This is a genomic window from Streptomyces griseicoloratus (assembly GCF_014534645.1).
Lineage (GTDB): Bacteria > Actinomycetota > Actinomycetes > Streptomycetales > Streptomycetaceae > Streptomyces > Streptomyces griseicoloratus.
Genome location: NZ_JACVQF010000223.1, coordinates 298,246 through 316,875, shown reverse-complemented (window position 1 = coordinate 316,875; position 18,630 = coordinate 298,246). Strand labels below are relative to the sequence as shown.

The following is an 18,630-nucleotide window of genomic DNA, read 5'->3' as shown; positions in this document are numbered from 1 at the left end:
CACCGGGCGGCTGGGCCGCGCGGGTGGTGCCGTGGGGTGGTCGTGCGCGGCTCACCCGGACGGACCGGCGCGCTGGCCGAGGGGCGGGGCGGTGGTGGCGTGGAATGGCGTGACCGATCTTGCACGGCCCCCGGCCGCCCCGGCTCCCAGGAGGGACCCCCGATGCACCGCACCCCGGCCGCCCGCCCTCTCCTCGTCCTCGTGCTCTCGGCCGCCCTGGTCCTGGCCCTGTCCGCCTGCTCCGCCGGTGACCGCCACGACGCCCGCCAGGCCCCCACCGCCCCGGCGACCGCCCAGTCCCCGGCCGTGTTGCCCTCGCCCACCGCGCCGCCCGCCCTCACCCGGGACCAGGCGCGGGCCGCCCTGATCACGGAGGCCGACCTCGGGGAGCCGTGGGAGCCGACCCAGGGTGCCGCGACCTGGCGGGACGGGCTGCTCAAGGCCACCGCCGAGCACCCGGACTGCCAGCGGCTGCTGGACGCCCTCTACACCGAGGAGCTCTTCGACTCCGCCCCGGCTCCCCGCGCGACGGCCGCCCTCGACGACGGCGTCGACGGGGCCCAGCTGCACTACCGGATCACCGCCCACCGCGCGGCGGACCTCGACCGGACGCTGGCCTGGATGGGGACGCTGCCGGACACCTGCGGCCAGTTCCCCGCCGAGACCGACCACGGAGACCCCCTGGACGTCCAGGTCGTCGGCCTGGACGTGCCCGAGGCGGGGGACGCCCGCCAGGCTCTGCGGGTGGCGGTGGGCATCGAGGACACCGTCCTCACCATGGACGTCGTCGCGGCACGCCTCGGCGACGACGCGATCAGCCTGACCAACGGCACCCTCGGCGAGATCGCGGGCGACGCCACCTGGACGGCCCTGGAAACCGGCGCCCGCCGGCTGACGGAGATCCGGCGTCAGGGCCGCGCCCAGGTGTAGGACCACCGCCACACCCGCGCCAGCCATGGAACAGGCCGTGCGGCCCCGGCAACGGCACGGACGCGCAGTCGGGCTGTCGGGCCGTCGGGCCGTCGGGCCGTCGGGCCGTCGGGCCGTCGGGCCGTCGGGCTGTCGGGCTGTCGGGCTGTCGGGCTGTCGGGCTGTCGGGCTGTCGGGCTGTCGGGCCAAGGCATCGCCGGCCGGGGACAGGGGCCGCCGGCCGGGGCGCCATCCACCGGTGGTGCCGCGGCCCGGCCACGGGCCCCGGCGGAACCTCTGCCGGTGCGCCACACCCGCGTCAGCCACGGCACAGGCCGTGCGGCCCCAGGCAAAAGCACTGCGCGTCGTCGGGCCGTCGGGCCAAGGCGTCGCCGGCCCGGCGGCATCCACCGGGGGTTCCGCGGTGCGGCTAGCGGTCCTGGTCGAACGTCTGCCGGTGGGCGACCACCTCGCGGGCCATGGTGTGAGCCGTGTGGCCGCGGGCGAAGGCGCGGGCGCGGAGTCGGGCCAGGGCCTCGTCGGCGCCGACACCGAGCTGGGCCATGATCATGCCGACGGCCTGGTGGACCTCGTGGTGGTCGCCGCCCAGCCCGCTCAGCCACGCCTCCCCGCCCTGGACGTCGTACTCCTCACCGAGCGGCAGTGCCGTCAGCGCCGTCGTCATCACGGCGGCGACGAGCCGTGCCGTGCGCAGCTCGGAGCCGGTCAGCCGGCCGGGGGTGTCGCGGTAGAGGTCGAGGGTGCCCACGCACACCGCGTCGTCGCCCAGCGGCAGCGCGTACACCGCCCGCACCCCGACGGCCGTCGCCTGCTGGGCGAAGACGGGCCAGCGGCCGGCGTCGGCGCCGGCGGTCAGGTCGCAGGCCAGCACGGGCGCGCCGGTCTCGGCGGCCCGCACGCAGGGCCCGTCGCCGAGGGTCGTCTGGATCTCCGCCAGGTAGGCGGCCCGCTCGCCGCTGGTGCACAGCCGTACCGGCACGCCCTCGCCGCGCAGCGACACGCTGGCGCCGGTCACCGGCAGCAGCCGCACCGCCATCTCGCACAGCCGTCCCGGCACCTCGCCGGGCGGCGCGTCCCGCACCCCCTCGGCGATCACCTCGGCGGCGCCCGCCACGTCCGGGGACCACCAGGGGTCGTCGCTGGGCCGCACGGTCACCGCCTCCTTCGCACCCACCTGCCCGGAGACGAGCCCCGACTACCCGTGGCCGGCCCCGCGAAACCGGCCCGGCGACAGCGCCTGCCGCCTTCCCCGCGCCACCCGCCCCGGACCCGTCACAGGGGAGGCTGTGCCGGCGCGGGTCCGAGGGTGGTGGTGCCGGGGGCCGTACGGTGCCCGAGCCCCGTCCGGTACGCGTCCAGCGCCGCCTCCACCCGCCCGGTGCGGCGCAGCAGGTCGCCCAGCAGCCGGCACAGGTCGGCCAGGTCCCCGGCGGCGCCCGCCCGCTCCAGCAGGCTGAGCGCACGGACGTAGTGCTCCTCGGCGGTCTCGGTGTCGCGGGCGTCCTCGGCAATGATGCCGAGCAGCCGGTGCGCGCCGGCGGAGTGCACGGCGCCGCGTTCGGAGGACAGGTCGTCGAGCACCCCGTGCAGCAGCTCGGCGGCCTCCTCCGACTTGCCGCGCCGGTGCAGTACGTCGGCCAGCTCGACGGCGACCTGGCTGCTGTAGAGGGTGGCGCGGCTGGCGGTCAGCATGCCCAGGGCCTCCCGCATCTCGGCCTCGGCGCGGGGGAGTTCGCCGTTCTGGGCGCAGACGTAGCCGCGCATCCAGTGGCAGTTGGCCAGTTCGGTGCGCAGCTGGAGCGTGCGGTACAGCTCGGCCGCCTTGGCCAGCGAGGCGTCGGCCTCGGCGAGGCGGCCCTCGGCGAGCAGGGTGCGGGCGACGGACCGGTGCATCCGCGCCACCAGCGCCGGGTCTCCCGCCCGGGGCGCGAGGGCGAGGGCCAGCTCGGCGGCCTGGGCGGCCCGCGCGTGCGCCCCCATGTCCATGTAGGGGCCGATGACGCTGGCGTAGAGCAGGAGCAGCGCGTCGGGGTCGTGCAGGCCGCCGCGGTTGAGCTCGTCGAGGGTGGATTCCAGCAGGTAGACGGCGTACCGCAGTTCACCGGCGAGGTAGTGGGCGAGGGCCCGGCCGCGCAGCGCCGGGACGCGCGCGGGCAGCGGCGCGTCGGCCAGGCACTCCTCGGCGGCCTCGAAGTACCGCCGGCCGGCCACCAGCTCGCCGGTCTCCACGGCGCACTCCCCGAGGCCGAGCAGCGCGGCGGCCCGCTCCTCGGTGAGGCCGTACCTCTCCGCCTCGGCGAGCAGTTCGCCGTAACTTTCCGCCGCCTGCTCGGCACCGCCGGTGGCGAGCGTGCGCCGGGCCTCGGTGAGCCTGAGGCGCAGGTCGGTGGCGAGCCGTGCCGGGCGTCCGGTGGCCAGCTCCTCGTAGCCGACGCCGAGCCGGTCCGCGAGGTGCCGCAGCGCCTCGTCGGAGGGGCGGACGCGGCCGGCCTCCAGCGTGGAGATGTAGGCGGGCGTGTACGCCGGCTCCGCCAACTGGCGCTGTGTCATCCCGCGTTCGACGCGCAGCCGCTGCACGCGGCGCCCGATGGCCTCCTGGTCGTCACGGTCCCCCACTGCCAACTCCCCCTGTGGCTCTTGCCGTTCGACTCCGACGCCCCTAGGTTAAACCGCAGATTAAGCGCGCTTAACACGATGTTGCAGAGGACGCCGTGCTCGAACGCACCCGCACCGCCGAGCGGTACGCCAGAGGTTTCGCCGCCGGCGTCGCGGCCGTGGCCTGTCTGCTCCTGGCCGCGAACGCGGGCCCGGCCGGGCCCGCGGATCCCCCCGAGCCGGCCCGGCACCCCGCGGTCACGGACTCGCTGGCCACGGTGAGCCGCTGAGGCCCGTCCGTCGGATCATGCCCCGGCCGCGGGTTGCGCACGCACCCCGGCCCCGCTCGTCCGGACCGGCGTCATGCCTGCGTCTGGAGCCGCCGCAGTTTCCGCTGCACATGGTCGAGCGCTCCCTCGCGCCGGCCCGGGACCCGGCCGCGCAACGCGGCGAGTGCCGCGCCCAGCTCACGGGCCGGCCCCGCCTCGCCGATCCGCCCCCACTGGTGGTGGGCCCGGTCGACGGCCGCCTCGACGGCGGGCGCGTCCGGCGCCTGTCCGGCGTTCAGCCGGGCGGTGGCCACCGCCAGCCAGGCGCGGCAGCTGCGCACCGGATCCCCGGCGAACATGGCCAGGTCCGCCCGGACCTCCGTCCAGTGCAGCGCGTCCTCGGAGGCGGGCCCGTACGCCTGCGCGGCGGCCCGCTCGTGGTGCGCGGCGAGCGCCTCGGCGTCGGCGTGCCGCCCGGACCGGACGGCGTCGGCGATGACCGCGTGCGGATCACCCGGCAGGGGCCCCGGCGCCGACAGCACCAGGTCGGCCGCGGTGGCCCCGCCCTCGGCCGCGGCACGGGCCAGCGCCTGCTGGTGCAGCTGGTCCGGCGGTGGCCGGTGCCCGCTGCGCAGGATCGTGGCGATGGCGCGCATGTACGCCGGCTCCGCCACGGTCCGCCGGGACGGCGGCGGCGCGATGCGGCCGTGAACGGTGTTGTTGCGCCCCGAGTCGAGCGGATTGGCCCGCAGCCACTGCCAGGTCTCCCGGTCCGCGTGCAGGTCCAGCAGCAGCGTCGTCGCCCCGGTCGGCCGCAGGCGCAGTTCCTCGCGGATCCAGTGCCAGGGCAGGGCGGTGTAGCGGACCGTCGCCGGTGTCGTGCGGGCCAGGGCCAGGTGGGGCAGGCGCTGGCGGCGGTCCAGCTGGAGCTGTCCGGTGACGTACACCGTGAGCGGGCCGGGGGCCGCCGCGGCGGCGCGCAGCCGGGTGAGGACGGCCTGCGGCTCCAGCGGGTCGGCCAGTTCGACGACGTTCGCGGTGTCCGTGCCGGCCAGCACGGCGGGCGGCACGGCCGCGAGGACGGGAAGCACCGACGCCGCGTCCACCAGACACCCCTTGCCCACGGGCGATGCCGCGAGCAGCAGCACGGTTCCGGGCATGTCCCCTCCCCCTGTCGATCACGTACGGCAGCACCGTAACCGCTGCGCCTGCAAAGGGTGGCCCTCACCGGACACTCGGCCCCCCTCGGCGCACCTGCGGTACCTGGCAGCCCCCGGCCCGCCGGGTGCGCCGGCGTTCAGTGCCACAGGCGTCGTACCGCGAACACCGTCGTGTCGTCGGCCAGCCGGCCCCCGCAGTGGCGCAGTGTGCCGTCGCGGACGAGGGCGACCAGCCGCCGCGGCTCGGCGTTGCGCGGGTCGGCGGCGACGGCGCGGGCGACCTCGTCGGCGTGCCGGTAGAAGCATCCCGAGGAGTCCCGGCACTCGGTCACCCCGTCGGTGACCATCAGCAGCGTCTCGTCGTGCGCGAGGGCCACCCGCTGCACCGGCGCCGACGACCCGGGGACCAGTTCCCCGAGGCCCAGCGGAAGCCCGCCGCGGGCCGGCACGGGCCGGACTCCCGCCGGGCTGACCGCAAGCGGCGGCTCGTGGCCGAAGACGACGGCCTCCACCGCGTCGGGCAGCTCGTCGCGGAACCCGATCAGCACGGCGGTCGCGAAGCGGTCGCCGTCGGAGCGGCCCAGGGCAGCGGTGTGCCGACGGTGGCGCACCATGCGGACCTCCAGCCGCTGGGCGACCGTGGCGAGGTCCGGCTCGTGGTAGGCGGCCTCGCGGAACGTGCTGAGCAGCGCGGCCGCCGTCTCCACCGAGCCCAGCCCCTTGCCCTGCACGTCGCCGAGGAGGACGCGGGTGCCGTGGGGGCCGGGCTGGATGTCGTAGAAGTCGCCGCCCACCCGGGCGTCGATGTCCGCGGAGAGGTAGACGCCGGCGTGGTCGAGGCCGCCCCAGCCGACCGGGAACGGGCGCAGCACGGTGCGCCGGGTGGTCTCGGCGATGTCCCGCATGTGCAGCATGCGCCGCTCCCCGCCGATCCGGACCATACAGGCCAGCGTGGCGAGGAGACTGCCCACGGCGACGAGGATGAAGTCGGGCAGCCCGCTCTGGTACTGGTGCGGCCAGGCGCCGTCCACGACGACGTAGCCGCCGATCGCGAGCACCCCGAAGACGGCCGTGCTCCATACCCCGCAGATCGCGGCGGCGATGCCGGGCACCAGCACGATCCAGGAGATCACCCGGAAGTCGCCGCCGGTGCCGAGGTCGGTCAGCAGGATGCCGGCGAAGAGCAGCAGCGGGATCACCCAGGCGATGCTGCGTCCGCCGACGCTCAGCAGTCGCCGTCGGTGGGCGACGTCCTCCGGGCTCGTACCGAACGGCCGGCCGGGCCGCCCCGGACGTCCGCTCACCGGCCTCAGGACGCGACCCCTCACGCGCCTCAGCGAAACACGGCACGGTCGGGCCCGCATCCTGACTTGCCCGCCGGGCCGCCCCGGTGTCCGCTGGTAGTCGGGGCGAGGAGAGAGGAGTGCTGTCATGGCTCACGCGGCACCCGCGACCCGCGGGACGACCGGCCGAGGCCCTTCGACACCCGACGTCTTCGGCCCGGGTGTGCACACGGCCGCGAGGTGGGCGGTGCCCGTCGTCCTCGGGCTCGTCTACGGCTACTGGGCCGCGGCCAACCGGCGCGACGCCGGACCCATCACCGGCTGGAACCTGTTGTTCGGCTTCGTCACCGCGCTGGTGTTCGCCGTGCTGTACGTGGCGGTCCGGACGGTGGCCCAGCGGCTGGGCCGCGAACTGCACGCGGTGCTGTGGGCGGCGTTCGCCGGATGCGCGTTCGGCTTCCTGTTCAGCCAGACCGGGGCGAGCGTGCTCAAGTCCACGGGCCTGTCGCTGGTGATCGCGGCGGCGCTGTTCGCGGTGCTGTTCTACCGCTACTACACGCACGAGGACGCGGAGGGCCATCGCATCGCCTCCTGACCCCGAGGGCGGCCCGGTCCCGCCGGGCGTTCGGTCCGTGCCGCCCGTTCGGTCCGTGTCCTGCGGCCATTTGCAGGCACACCGCTCGCGCGCCCCGTCGCCCGGGCCTTGTCTGGGAGGGTGCCCCCACGTCTTCGGAGCGCCCTGTCGGCCGTCCTGGTCGTCCTCGCCTGCCTGCTCGCACCCTGCGGGACGCTGGCGGCCTGGGCGGCCTACGGGCTGGCCGACACCGGCCGGTACGTCGCCGCCATGGCGCCGCTCGCCACCGACCCCGACGTGCGGGAAGCGGTCGCCGACACGGTGGGCGACGGGATCATGGACAAGGTGGCCACGGGCCCGGCGCACGGCGCCGTACGGCTCTTCGTGCACGACGCGACCCGCTCGTTCACCCAGACCGCCGCCTTCCGCGTGGGCTGGGACGCGGCGAACCGCGCCGTCCACGACGCGGTGCTGCGCGCCCTGCGCGACGAACGGACGGACGGACGCCCCGTCACCGTCGACCTGGCCCCCGTCACCGCCCGGATCAAGGACCGGCTGGCCCAGGACCACGTGCCCTTCGCGCACCGCATCCCGGTCCGGCACACGACGGTCACCGTGCTGCGGGCCCAGGAGGCGGACCGGCTGAGGAAGGGCTACGACGTACTGGAGGTCGCCGCCTTCTGGCTGCCGCTCGCGGCCGTCGTCTTCGCCGTCGCGGGCATCGCGGTCGCCGCCTGCCGCCGCCGCGCGGTCGCGGCCACCGGGATCGGCACCGCCGTCGGCGGCGCGCTGCTCGCCCTCGCCGTCGTGGTGGGCCGGCACCTGACCCTCGCCGAGCTGCCCGGCGCGATGCGCGGCCCGGCCGCGGGCGCCGTCTACGACGCCCTCACGGCCACCCTGCGCACCGCCTCCTGGCTGCTGGTCGCCCTCGGTCTGACCGTCGCCCTCGTCTCCTGGCTCACCGGCCGCTACGGCCGCGTGCTGCGCCGCCGGGCACGCGGCCGTACGGCGGACCCGGCCACCCCGCCACGGCCCACACGCGCCCGCCTCTAGGCGCCCGTACCTGGCGAAGGGCGCCCGCCCGGCCTCAGGTGCGGCCGGAGGGGCAACTTTCCACCCCCGCGTCCCGTCTTTGAGGGAGGATTCGGGCATCTCTGGGATTCGGGGATTCGGGGACCTCAGGTGTGGGCGCCGCACCCCGCGAGCGGAAGGCCGGACGTGGACACGGACACGGTGACCGATGAGCGGACGGACTCCCGCGGCCGTGCGGAGGGGCGCCGGACCGGCCGGCGGTCCGGGGCCTGGTGCGCCGGGCTGCTGTTCGCCGGGGTGAGCGTGGTCGTCGGCTGCCGGGCCGCCGACAGCGACGGCATCACGCCGGTGCCGCAGCTGCTCGCCTTCCTGCCCTGGCTGCTCGTGCCGACCGGGGCCGGGCTGCTGCTGACGCTGCTCGCCCGCTGGTGGACCGGGGCGGTGTGGGGGGTCGCCCTGCTGGGGTCACTGGCCTGGTTCATCGAGCCGTACGGCAAGACCGCCGATCCCTCCGGCCCTCCCGTCGCCGAGGTGCGGGTGCTCACCTCGAACGTGGAGTTCGGACAGGGCACCGACTCGCTGGTCGCCGCCGTGGGCCGCGAGAAACCGGACATCCTTTTCGTGCAGGAGTGCGAGTACTCGTGCGACGCGGCGCTGCGGCGGGAACTCGCGGACGGCTACCCCCACCGCCGGGCCGTCGAGGGCGGCGGCTCCGAGGGGTCCGTCATCCTCAGCCGGTTCCCGCTCCGGGCCGGGCCCGGCGTCCCCGCCACCATGGGCATGCCCGGCGCCGTCGCCGACGTGCGCGGGCACGCCGTACGGCTCCAGCTCGCCCACCCGATGCCCCCGCTGCCGGACCAGGTCGGCCTGTGGCGCGAGGAGCTGGACGCCCTGCGCGACGCCGTCGCGGAGGACACCGGGACCCCCACCGTCGTCGCCGGCGACTTCAACGCCTCCCAGGACCACGCGGCCTTCCGCCGCATCCTCGACACCGGCCTGCGCGACGCCGCCCGCCTGGCCGGTGCCGACCGGACGCCCAGTTGGCCGGCCAGGACCGCCCCGACACTGGGGGTGCAGATCGACCACGTGCTGGTGTCGGAGGACTTCGCCGCGCACCGCGCCCGCTTCCTCGACCTGGCCGACACCGACCACCGCGCGCTGGTCGTCGACCTCACGCTGCACGGGGGCGAGTGACCCGGCGCCGCACGGGGACGGCCGTACGGCGCCGTGGTCACGCTCAGACGCCGATGTCGCGGCCGTCCGCGCGCCACACCGCCACGACCGCCGGGCGCACGATCTTCCCCGGCCCGTCGGGCCAGGTGCTGGCCGGCTTCTCCACCGAGGCGCCGTCGATCTCGCCCGGGTGCTGCACGGCGACCAGGACGCGCCGGTCCTGGATGACCGGGCCGCAGGTCTCCGCGCCGTTCGGCACGGTCAGGAACTGCTTCAGCTCGCCGCGCCGGTCGCCCTTCGTCGCCACGCCGAAGAGGCCGTCGTGGTTGCCGAGGGCGTTGCCGTCGGTGGACAGCCACAGGTTGCCGTGGTCGTCGAAGGCCACGTTGTCCGGGCAGGAGATCGGGCTGACGGCGTCCTTCGGGAAGCCCGCGAAGTACGTCGACGGGTCCTCCGGGTCGCCGGCCACCAGGAACAGCGACCAGGCGAACGTGGTGCTCTCCGGCCGGTTGAAGCGCTCGGTCAGCTCCAGGACGTGGCCGTGCTTGTTGCTGCTGCGCGGGTTGGCCTCGTCGGGGCCCGCGTATCCGGACTTGCCGCGGTTGGAGTTGTTGGTGAGGGCGACGTAGACCTTGCCGGTGTGCGGGGAGGGCTCGATGTCCTCGGGCCGGTCCATCTTCGTGGCGCCCACCTTGTCGCCGGCCAGCCGCGTGAAGACGCAGACCTCCTCCGCGGTCATGCCCTCGACGTGCGAGACGGCGCCGTCCGCGGTGGCGGTGACCAGCGGGATCCACCGGCCGCTGCCGTCGAACTCGCCGTCGGCCGGGAGCTTCCCGCTGCCGTCGATGTCGGTGGCCGGGGAGTCTCCGGTGAGCTTGGCGACGTAGAGGGTGCCCTCGTCGAGCAGCGACAGGTTGTGCTCGCGGACGCTGCGGCTGCTGCCCCGCTTCATCCGCTTGCTGCCGACGAACTTGTAGAAGTAGTCGAACCGCTCGTCGTCACCCGTGTAGACGACGGGCCGCCCGTCCTGCGTCAGCCGCACGGTCGCCGCCTCGTGCTTGAAGCGGCCGAGGAGGGTGTGCTTGCGGGGCGTGGAGGTGGGGTCGTACGGGTCCAGCTCGACGACGTACCCGAAGCGGTGCACCTCGTTCGGCTCCTGGGCGACGTCGAACCGCTTGTCGAAGCGCTCCCACTTGCGCTCGGTGGCGCCGGTGCCGACGCCGTACCGCTTGTCCGTGGCCCGGCTGCTGTTGGCGAAGTACTGGTTGAAGTTCTCCTCGCCGTGCAGGGTCGTGCCCCACGGGGTGGTGCCGCCGGAGCAGTTGTTGAGGGTGCCGAGCACCTTGGTGCCGGTGCGGTCGGCGGAGGTCTTGACGAGGTCGGAACCGGCGGCCGGACCGGTGAGCCGGAACTCGGTGGTGGCGGTGACGCGCCGGTTGAGGTGGTGCCGGGGCACCGGCGTCAGCCTCCCGCTCCGGCGGTCCTCCTCGACGACCACGGCGGACAGCCCGTGCGCGGCCCACGCGATCTCGACCTGCTCGCGGGTCGGGTTCTCGGGGTCGTAGCCCCGGAACATCAGCACCTCGTCGGTGTACTCGTGGTTGGCGACGAGGAGCTGCCGGCCGCGCTCGCCGTGCAGCGGCAGCAGCGCGAGGAAGTCGTTGTTGTACCCGAACTGCCCGGCCTGCGCCTTGGCGGTCTGCTTCTCGGGGTCGAACGCGGGCGCCCCGCGCAGGATGGGCTCGCCCCAGCGGATCACGACGTCCTGACGGTAACCCTCGGGGACGACGACGGCGTCCTCGGTGTTGGGCGCCACGGGCGTGAAGCGCAGGCCCCGCGCACCCTTCGGTGCGCTGCCGTGGCCCTGCCCCTTTCCGGCCACCGGCGCCGCCTGCGCCGACGGCGCACCCGCCACGCCCACGGCTCCGGCACCGGCCGCGGCGACGGTCACGACGGCGGCGGCACGCATCATCGAACGGCGGCTGAGTGCGCCCGCGATGACATCGCCGACGTACTCGTTGGAACTGGTGTTGGGTACCTCGTGGAAGCAGGCGTCACCACACCGGAAACGACAGGTCATGGCGGACCGGCCGCCGGGGTGGGAACCGGACGGCGTTCCGATCAACGGCAGCAGCTTGCGCACTCTGTTCTCCCCTTGAGAATCCCTGGATGCCCTTGGTGTCAGCGCGACCGTAGGGGCACATACGTGCGGGAGACGGGCGCCGGGATGAACGGCGAGTGAACCCCCGGCGGCCGGAGGGGAATTGTCCGCCAACCCCGCCGGGACGCCGTCGTCGACTCGATCCGTCCCTTGACGCGCCCGGACTTTCCTGGCAGACCCTGCACAAGATCACAAGCCGGGGCCGCTAACCTTACGTGTCCGTCCTGGCCAGGGATTGACGGGCTACAACTCACGCGAAGGGTTGCGCACATGGGCATTCTCTCTCTCCTGCGGAACGCGTTCGGCCGGTCACGCAGAGCACGGGCCGCCCAGGCGGAGGATGCGCCGCAGGAGTCGGCGGCGCCGGCCGCCCAGGACACGGCACCGGCCACGCCGGAGGCGACGGTCCCGCCCCAGCCCACCGCGTCCCCCGAACCCGCCGAGCCCGCCGAGTCCGCGCCCAGGGCCCACGTCCCCGAGCCCCGCGCGGCCACCGGCGACGAACACGAACTCGTCGCCGCGGCCTTCGACAACGTCACGGTCCCGAAACCGTCCCAGGCCCCGGACGACCGGACACCGACGGAACCGGCCCCGGAGCCCGCCCTCGAAAGCGCTCCGGAACCCGAGGCGGCCACAGCACCACCCACGACGGAGCCGGAAACGGCACCAGAGGCAGCCGAGCCCCGGCCGGAATCAACGCCGGAAGCAGCCGAGCCCAACCCGGAGCCCGCACCGGAGGCAGCCGAAACGGAGACGCCGGAGGCTCCCGCAGCCGAACCGCAGCCGGAGCCGGAGCCGACCCCCCAGCCCGAGGCCCAGCCTGAACCGGAGGCAGCCGCCCAGCCCGAGCCCCAGCCGACGGCGGCCGCCCCCACCCCCGAACCCGCGGCAGCCGCCGGCGGCGAGGACACCCCACAGGGGCCACCCGCACCCGAGGGCGCAAGCAGCACGGGTGGTGCGGGCGGGAATACGAAGGCCGAAGGCGAAGCCGAGGCCGCACCAGAGGCAGCCGAGCCGGAGGCCCCCGCACCCGACGACGAAGGCAGCACGGGTGGTGCGGGTGGCAACACGGAGGCCGAAGGCGAAGCCGAGGCCGCACCCCCCAAGCCCGCCACCCCCGCCGCCCGCATCCGCACCCGCGCCCCCGGCCTCACCACCGCCTACAAGGCCGCCGGCACCGCCCTCAAGAAGCACAGCCTCACCGGCACCCGCGCCAAGGTCCACCTCGTCCTGGACCGCTCCGCCTCCATGCGCCCGTACTACAAGGACGGCTCCGCCCAGGCCCTCGCCGAGCAGACCCTCGCCCTCGCCGCCCACCTCGACCCCGAGGCCACGGTCCACGTCACGTTCTTCTCCACGGACGTGGACGGCACCGGCGAGCTCACCCTCACCGACCACGAGAACAAGATCGACGAGCTGCACGGCACCCTCGGCCGCATGGGCCGCACCAGCTACCACGCGGCCGTCGAGGCCGTCCTCGCCCACCACGAGAAGGAAGCACCTGGCACCCCCGCCCTGGTGGTCTTCCAGACGGACGGCGCGCCCGACGCCAAGACCCCCGCCACCCAGTCCCTCACGGACGCCGCGAAGCACCACCCCGACGTGTTCTTCGCCTTCGTCGCCTTCGGCGACCCGGAGAACAAGGCGTTCGACTACCTCCGCAAGCTCAAGACGCCCAACACGTCCCACTTCCTCGCCGGCGAGACCCCCCGCGAGCTGACGGACAAGGAGCTCTACGAGGGCCTGCTGGCCTCCTGGCGGCCGTAGCCGGCCGTAGCGGCCGCAGCAGCGCCGGCAGCGCCGCCCCACAACCCGGGCCGCCCCCTTCCACCCCTCAAAACGGAAGGCGGGCGGCCCACCCGTGTCGGCTACGATTTCAAGGTTCCAAGGACGACCCGAAACCACGAGATCGTCACTTCACGTAACGACCTGGGAGCAGCCCGCGATGGCTCGACACCTCATCACCAGCGCCCTTCCGTACATCAACGGGATCAAGCACCTGGGCAACATGGTGGGGTCCATGCTCCCGGCGGACGTCTACTCCCGTTACCTGCGCCAGCGCGGCCACGAGGTCCTCTACATCTGCGCGACGGACGAGCACGGCACCCCGGCGGAGCTGGCCGCGAAGGAGCAGGGACTGCCCGTCGACGAGTTCTGCGCGCAGGCGCACGACGCCCAGAAGGCGGTCTACGACGGCTTCGCGCTCGCCTTCGACTACTTCGGCCGCAGCTCCTCGCCGGAGAACGTCGAGATCACCCAGCACTTCGCCCGCAAGCTCAACGAGAACGGCTTCATCGAAGAGCGCGCCATCCGCCAGGTGTACAGCCCCGCCGACGGCCGCTTCCTCCCGGACCGCTACGTGGAGGGCACCTGCCCCCACTGCGGCTACGACAAGGCCCGCGGCGACCAGTGCGAGAACTGCACCCGGGTCCTCGACCCCACGGACCTGATCAACCCCCGCTCCGCGATCTCCGGCTCCACCGACCTGGAGGTCCGTGAGACCAAGCACCTCTTCCTCCTGCAGTCCAAGCTCCAGCACGAGGTCGAGGAGTGGGTGGCCCGGCACGAGGAGGACTGGCCCCAGCTGGCGTCCTCGATCGCCCGCAAGTGGCTCAACGAGGGCCTGCACGACCGTGCGATCACCCGCGACCTGGACTGGGGCGTCCCGGTCCCGGCCGACACGTGGCCGGACCTGGCGGCCGAGGGCAAGGTCTTCTACGTCTGGTTCGACGCGCCGATCGAGTACATCGGCGCGACGAAGGAGTGGGCGGACCAGGACCCGGAGAACCGTGACTGGAAGTCGTGGTGGTACGACGCCGACGACACGGTCCGCTACACGGAGTTCATGGCCAAGGACAACGTGCCGTTCCACACGGTGATGTTCCCGGCGACGGAGCTGGGCGTCCGCGAGCCGTGGAAGAAGGTCGACTACGTCAAGGCCTTCAACTGGCTGACGTACTACGGCGGCAAGTTCTCCACGTCCCAGAAGCGCGGCGTCTTCACCGACCAGGCCCTGGACATCCTCCCGGCCGACTACTGGCGCTACTTCCTCATCGCCAACGCCCCGGAGTCGGACGACTCGTCCTTCACCTGGGAGCACTTCACCGCCACGGTCAACAAGGACCTCGCCGACACGCTCGGCAACTTCGTCAACCGCGTGCTGTCCTTCTCCAAGAAGCGCTTCGGCGAGGAGGTCCCGGCCGGCGGCACGCCCGGCGAGGCGGAGGCCCGGCTCGGTGAGGAGATCGCGAAGCTCCTCGCGGAGTACGAGACCCAGATGGAGGCGCTCCAGTTCCGCAAGGCCGCGTCCGCGCTGCGGGCCCTGTGGTCGGCGGGCAACTCCTACCTGGAGGAGAAGGCCCCCTGGCTGGAGATCAAGACCGACAAGGACGCCGCCGCGCTGACGCTCCGTACGGCGATGAACCTGATCCGCCTCTACGCGGTGGTCTCGGAGCCGTTCATCCCGGCGACCTCGGCGGCGATGCGCCAGGCCTTCACGCTGCCCGACGACACGGCGGCCTGGGTCACGCCGGAGGAGGCCCGCGCCCTCACCACGGTGACCGCCGGCACCCCGTTCACGGTCCCGCCGGTCCTCTTCGCCAAGCTGACGGACGAGGACCTGGAGACGTACAAGGAGCGCTTCGGCGGCGAGCCGCAGTCCGCGTAGCGCCCAGCACGACGCGCACCGAGGGCCCGGGAGCAACCGTTCCCGGGCCCTCGCGCGTCCGTTACTCCGAACACATCGTGAAGATCACGGGAAGACGTGATCCAGCCACACGGGGGGCGTCCATGGCACTGTTCGGCAACGCGCACAGCATCGACCCGGCCAAGGCCCAGCAGGACTACGCGCGCCTGCTCGGTCACGGCGAGCAGGTCCACGCCGCGTACCTGCTGATCCGCGACACCATCCTGTTCACCGACCGCCGCCTGATCCTGGTCGACAAGCAGGGCATCACGGGCAAGAAGACGGAGTACCACTCCATCCCTTACCGCAGCATCACCCACTTCTCCGTCGAGACGGCCGGCCACTTCGACCTCGACGCCGAACTGAAGATCTGGCTCTCCGGCACCCCGGCCCCGATCGAGAAGACCTTCACCAAGGGCGTCGACATCTACGAGGTCCAGGCCATCCTCACCCAGTTCGTGGCCCGCTAGGGCCGGTCCGGGAAGTCGGCTCCCACCTGCGCGAAAAGCCCCGCGAGCCCTCGCACGAGGACTGATAGCATCCGGCCACTTGTGCGAGGGCAGGGGCCCTCGCGGGGAGGGAACCTCACGTGGGCAGACACGCCCAGGGACGGGGCGGTCGAGCCGCCGCCGTCTCCTCGCTCGCGGTCGCCGTGGCGGCCGCGTCCCTCGTCGTCCTGCCGGACGGCGACGGTACGGCCGAGGCCGCCACCACGGCGTCCTCCGCCACCACGGAGATCACACTGCCGGACCCCGGCTCCACGACACCGCGCGCCGAGCGGCCGTACGCCGCCGGTCCGAGCGGGTTCCTGCACCGGTCGGGCGGGGTGCCCGGCATGCTGTGGACGAACCCCGCCGACGGCACCACGGTCACCGTGAAGAAGGCCGACGGCAGCGTCTACACGCCGGGCGCCGGATGCGACGTCATCGGCGCCGAGTGCCGCACCGCCTGGTACGGCACCGATTCCGACCTGGTCGCCCTGCCGTCGTCCCTGACGGGCAACTCCGTCACGCTCTGGGATCCGGCGACGGACCGGCGGACGACCGTGACCACCGGTGACGCGTACGACTACTACCGGGCGCTGGCCGGTGACACCGTCGTCACCAGCGACAGCCTCATCGACATCGTCGACGGCGAACAGCGCAGACGCCCCATCACCGGCGCGCCCGCGGACATCCGGGACAAGGAGATCGTCGCCGCGGACCCCGAGGGCGTGCTCTTCGAGCGCGGTGCGGCGCTCAGGTACGTCGATCTGGAGTCGGCGGTGAACACCGAGGTGTCCACCGCCACGGACTACCCCACCCACTTCGTGATGAGCGAGGACCGGATCGGCTGGTACGAGTCGGGCCGGCTGCACCTGAAGTCCCGTGCCGACCTGGCCGCCCCCGAGCAGGTCGTCACCGTGCCCGGCCCCACCGTCCTCGACGGCAAGCCGGTCCTGATCGGCGACTGGCTGCTGTTCGCCCGCGACACCGACACCGCCACGTCCAAGCTGCTCGCGGTCTCGCTGACCGACGGCTCGACGAGGACGCTGCTGAACTCCGCCGGCAAGTACACGACCCCCGCTCCCGGCGACACCGCCCTGGTCACGGGCGGCACCGGTGCCGCCGACTGGTGGGTACAGCGGGTGAGCCTCGCCGCCGACGGTTCGCCGAAGCTGGAGAAGCTGCACCAGGTCCCGGCCGTGGAGAACGCCAAGACCGGGATCGCCCTCAGCCGCGGCAGCCTGCGCGTCGTCGAGGACGACCCGGGCAACGACGTCATGGACACCACGTCCGTACGCACCCTCACGACCGACGGCGGAGCCACCCTCAGCGCCTCGGACGCCAAGGCGGGCGACGCGATCGCCGCCAAGTGCCCCTACCCGGGCGCCGAATGCTCGGCGCTGTGGGGCAACACCGGCACCGACCCCGAGGACGTCCACCTCAAGACCTACTACGACGGCGGCAGCGGCCTGGCGGACGCCGACCGGCTGGTCGCCACCCTCGACGGATGGTCCGACAGCACCCTGGCCTTCGGTACCACGGGCGGTCACATCGTCGACGTCTCCGACGGCTACGCGGTCTACAACTCCGGCGGCGCCTCCCCGATGCAGTACGTCGGCGAGTTCGGCTACGGACAGCAGATCAAGCGCTCCGTGCGCGCCGCGGCCCTGAACGGCTCCACCCTGTGGAGCGCCACCACCACGGCCGGCACGCTCACCTCGTACAGCCTGACCGAGAGGAAGACCCTCACCACGGTCACGGTCCCGAAGCTGGGCTGCGTGCCGACCGAGCTCCAGGCGGCCGGCCGCTGGGTGTACTGGTCCTGCGGCACCGCCTCGGCGGGCGTGTACGACACCAAGGCCGCCACGTCGACCGCCGTCACCCCCGGGGACGTGCTGCTCGGCGACGGCTTCACCGTCCGCCACGACGGCGCCGCCGGCACCCTCGTCCTCACCGACGCGGTCACCGGCACCACCCGCGTGATCGCCTCCGGCCTGAAGGACACCGGCCTCGCCGCCGACCGGCGCTACCGCTGGACCGTCGACGAGTACACCGGCCTCGTCGCCTGGTTCGACGCGTACGAGCGCACGCACGTCGCCACCACCGGCATCACCCCGTCCGCGCCGACCGCCTTCCGCACCGAGGCCGGGTCTTTCGTCCAGCCGACCTCGTCCGAGCCGTGGACGGGCCACTGGCAGCTGTCCCGGCCCGCCACCTCCTGGTCGCTGGCCTTCACCTCGGTGCAGAGCGGCACCACCGGCAGGGCCACCCGGACCGTCACCGGCGGCGCCACCACCGGCGAGGTCTCGGCGACCTGGAACGGCCGGACCGCGAGCGGTGCCTACTTCCCCAACGGCGCCTTCACCTGGACGCTCAAGGCCACCGGCCTCGGCACCACCACTCCGGTCACCGTGGCCACCGGCAAGGGCTACCTGCTGCGGGGCGCGCCCGTGCCCCACGACCACGTCAGCCCCGACGGGCCGGACGGACGGGGCGACCTGCTCACCCTGAACTCCACCGGCGGCCTCACCTTCCACAGCGGCACCGGAACCGGCGGGTTCGGCACCAAGGTGTCCGCGAGCGGCTGGGCGACGAACATCAAGGCCGTCCCCGTCGCGGACATGAGCGGGGACCGCTGCAACGACCTGCTCGTGAGGCCGAGCGACGGTTCCCTGCGCCTGTACAAGCCGGCCTGCGGAGCGGCGGCCAAGCCCGCCACGGCGTACACCGTCGTGGGCACCGGCGGCTGGAACCAGTACGACGTCCTCACCTCGCCCGGCGACGTCAGCGGCGACGGACGCGCCGACCTGATCGCGCGCAACTCCTCCACCGGCGCGATCTACCTCTACACCGCCACCAGCACCGGCAAGCTGTCCGCCCGCGTGAAGCTGGCCGACAACTGGAAGGCGTACAAGAAGATCGTCGGCACCGGCGACCTCAACGGCGACGGCATCGGCGACCTCCTCGTCCAGGACACCGCCAACACCCTCTACCGCTACAACGGCAGGGGCAACGGCACCTTCGCCGCCCGCGCCAAGGTGTTCGGCAACTGGGGCGCCACCTACAACGCCGTCCTCGTCGTCGGCGACCTCACCGACGACGGCAAGGCCGACCTGGTCTCCCGCGACAGCAGCGGCACCCTGTGGCGCAACAACGGCGACGGCAAGGGCTCGTTCGGCGCCCGGTCGAAGATCTCGACCGGCTGGAGCGGCTACAAGTTCCTGGTCTGACCGACGACGAACGGCCCGGTTCCCTGGAAGGGGAACCGGGCCGTTTCTCGCAG

At 73.7% G+C, this 18,630-nt stretch carries 14 protein-coding genes; 9 read left to right on the top strand and 5 right to left on the bottom strand.

Annotated elements, in window-relative coordinates:
- Positions 1 to 162: 162 nt before the first annotated feature.
- Entirely contained in the window at positions 163 to 930 is a 768-nt protein-coding gene (locus H0H10_RS31835) for a hypothetical protein (protein WP_188184603.1), read from the top strand.
- A gap of 409 nt (positions 931 to 1,339) precedes the next feature.
- On the opposite strand, the gene H0H10_RS31830 is transcribed toward H0H10_RS31835, so the two are convergent.
- Together H0H10_RS31830 and H0H10_RS31825 are read right to left on the bottom strand one after the other, a co-directional pair.
- Positions 1,340 to 2,086 (bottom strand): GAF domain-containing protein, encoded by a 747-nt coding sequence (locus tag H0H10_RS31830; RefSeq protein WP_373566933.1) that lies wholly within the window; start codon positions 2,084 to 2,086, stop codon positions 1,340 to 1,342.
- A gap of 116 nt (positions 2,087 to 2,202) precedes the next feature.
- Positions 2,203 to 3,546: a helix-turn-helix domain-containing protein gene (locus tag H0H10_RS31825; RefSeq protein WP_188184602.1), complete on the bottom strand. Its 1,344-nt coding sequence runs from the start codon at positions 3,544 to 3,546 to the stop codon at positions 2,203 to 2,205.
- Between the two features lie 95 nt (positions 3,547 to 3,641).
- On the opposite strand from H0H10_RS31825, the gene H0H10_RS31820 reads away from it, so the two are divergent.
- The gene (locus H0H10_RS31820) at positions 3,642 to 3,815 is read left to right on the top strand and encodes a hypothetical protein (protein WP_188184601.1); all 174 of its coding nucleotides are present in this window, start codon (positions 3,642 to 3,644) and stop codon (positions 3,813 to 3,815) included.
- Between the two features lie 71 nt (positions 3,816 to 3,886).
- Here H0H10_RS31820 and H0H10_RS31815 read toward each other — a convergent pair whose 3' ends face one another.
- Positions 3,887 to 4,954 (bottom strand): hypothetical protein, encoded by a 1,068-nt coding sequence (locus H0H10_RS31815; RefSeq protein WP_188184600.1) that lies wholly within the window; start codon positions 4,952 to 4,954, stop codon positions 3,887 to 3,889.
- Positions 4,955 to 5,091: 137 nt separating this feature from the next.
- Positions 5,092 to 6,267 (bottom strand): PP2C family protein-serine/threonine phosphatase, encoded by a 1,176-nt coding sequence (locus H0H10_RS31810; RefSeq protein WP_373566936.1) that lies wholly within the window; start codon positions 6,265 to 6,267, stop codon positions 5,092 to 5,094.
- 118 nt (positions 6,268 to 6,385) lie between these two features.
- On the opposite strand from H0H10_RS31810, the gene H0H10_RS31805 reads away from it, so the two are divergent.
- The 3 genes from H0H10_RS31805 (at position 6,386) to H0H10_RS31795 (ending at position 9,037) form a co-directional block, all read left to right on the top strand.
- Positions 6,386 to 6,832, top strand: a complete 447-nt coding sequence (locus H0H10_RS31805; RefSeq protein ID WP_188184599.1) for a hypothetical protein — start codon at positions 6,386 to 6,388, stop codon at positions 6,830 to 6,832.
- A gap of 120 nt (positions 6,833 to 6,952) precedes the next feature.
- Positions 6,953 to 7,864 (top strand): hypothetical protein, encoded by a 912-nt coding sequence (locus H0H10_RS31800; RefSeq protein WP_188184598.1) that lies wholly within the window; start codon positions 6,953 to 6,955, stop codon positions 7,862 to 7,864.
- A gap of 165 nt (positions 7,865 to 8,029) precedes the next feature.
- A complete protein-coding gene (locus H0H10_RS31795; RefSeq protein WP_188184597.1) occupies positions 8,030 to 9,037 on the top strand; it encodes an endonuclease/exonuclease/phosphatase family protein in 1,008 nt (335 codons plus the stop codon).
- A 43-nt stretch (positions 9,038 to 9,080) separates the two neighbouring features.
- Here the strand turns inward: H0H10_RS31795 and H0H10_RS31790 are convergent, their stop codons facing one another.
- Positions 9,081 to 11,159 (bottom strand): PhoX family protein, encoded by a 2,079-nt coding sequence (locus H0H10_RS31790; protein WP_188184596.1) that lies wholly within the window; start codon positions 11,157 to 11,159, stop codon positions 9,081 to 9,083.
- A gap of 288 nt (positions 11,160 to 11,447) precedes the next feature.
- Between H0H10_RS31790 and H0H10_RS31785 the strand changes: the two genes are divergently transcribed.
- From H0H10_RS31785 to H0H10_RS40800, 4 genes are all read left to right on the top strand, one after another.
- On the top strand, positions 11,448 to 12,944 hold the full coding sequence (locus H0H10_RS31785; protein ID WP_188184595.1) for a VWA domain-containing protein: 1,497 nt from the start codon (positions 11,448 to 11,450) through the stop codon (positions 12,942 to 12,944).
- A gap of 178 nt (positions 12,945 to 13,122) precedes the next feature.
- Positions 13,123 to 14,844 carry a methionine--tRNA ligase gene (metG, locus tag H0H10_RS31780; protein WP_188184594.1) on the top strand — a complete coding sequence of 574 codons (1,722 nt, stop codon included), beginning with the start codon at positions 13,123 to 13,125 and terminating at the stop codon, positions 14,842 to 14,844.
- 122 nt (positions 14,845 to 14,966) lie between these two features.
- Positions 14,967 to 15,332, top strand: a complete 366-nt coding sequence (locus H0H10_RS31775; protein WP_188184593.1) for a PH domain-containing protein — start codon at positions 14,967 to 14,969, stop codon at positions 15,330 to 15,332.
- A 119-nt stretch (positions 15,333 to 15,451) separates the two neighbouring features.
- On the top strand, positions 15,452 to 18,577 hold the full coding sequence (locus H0H10_RS40800) for an FG-GAP repeat domain-containing protein (RefSeq protein WP_188184592.1): 3,126 nt from the start codon (positions 15,452 to 15,454) through the stop codon (positions 18,575 to 18,577).
- The last annotated feature ends 53 nt before the right edge of the window (positions 18,578 to 18,630 follow it).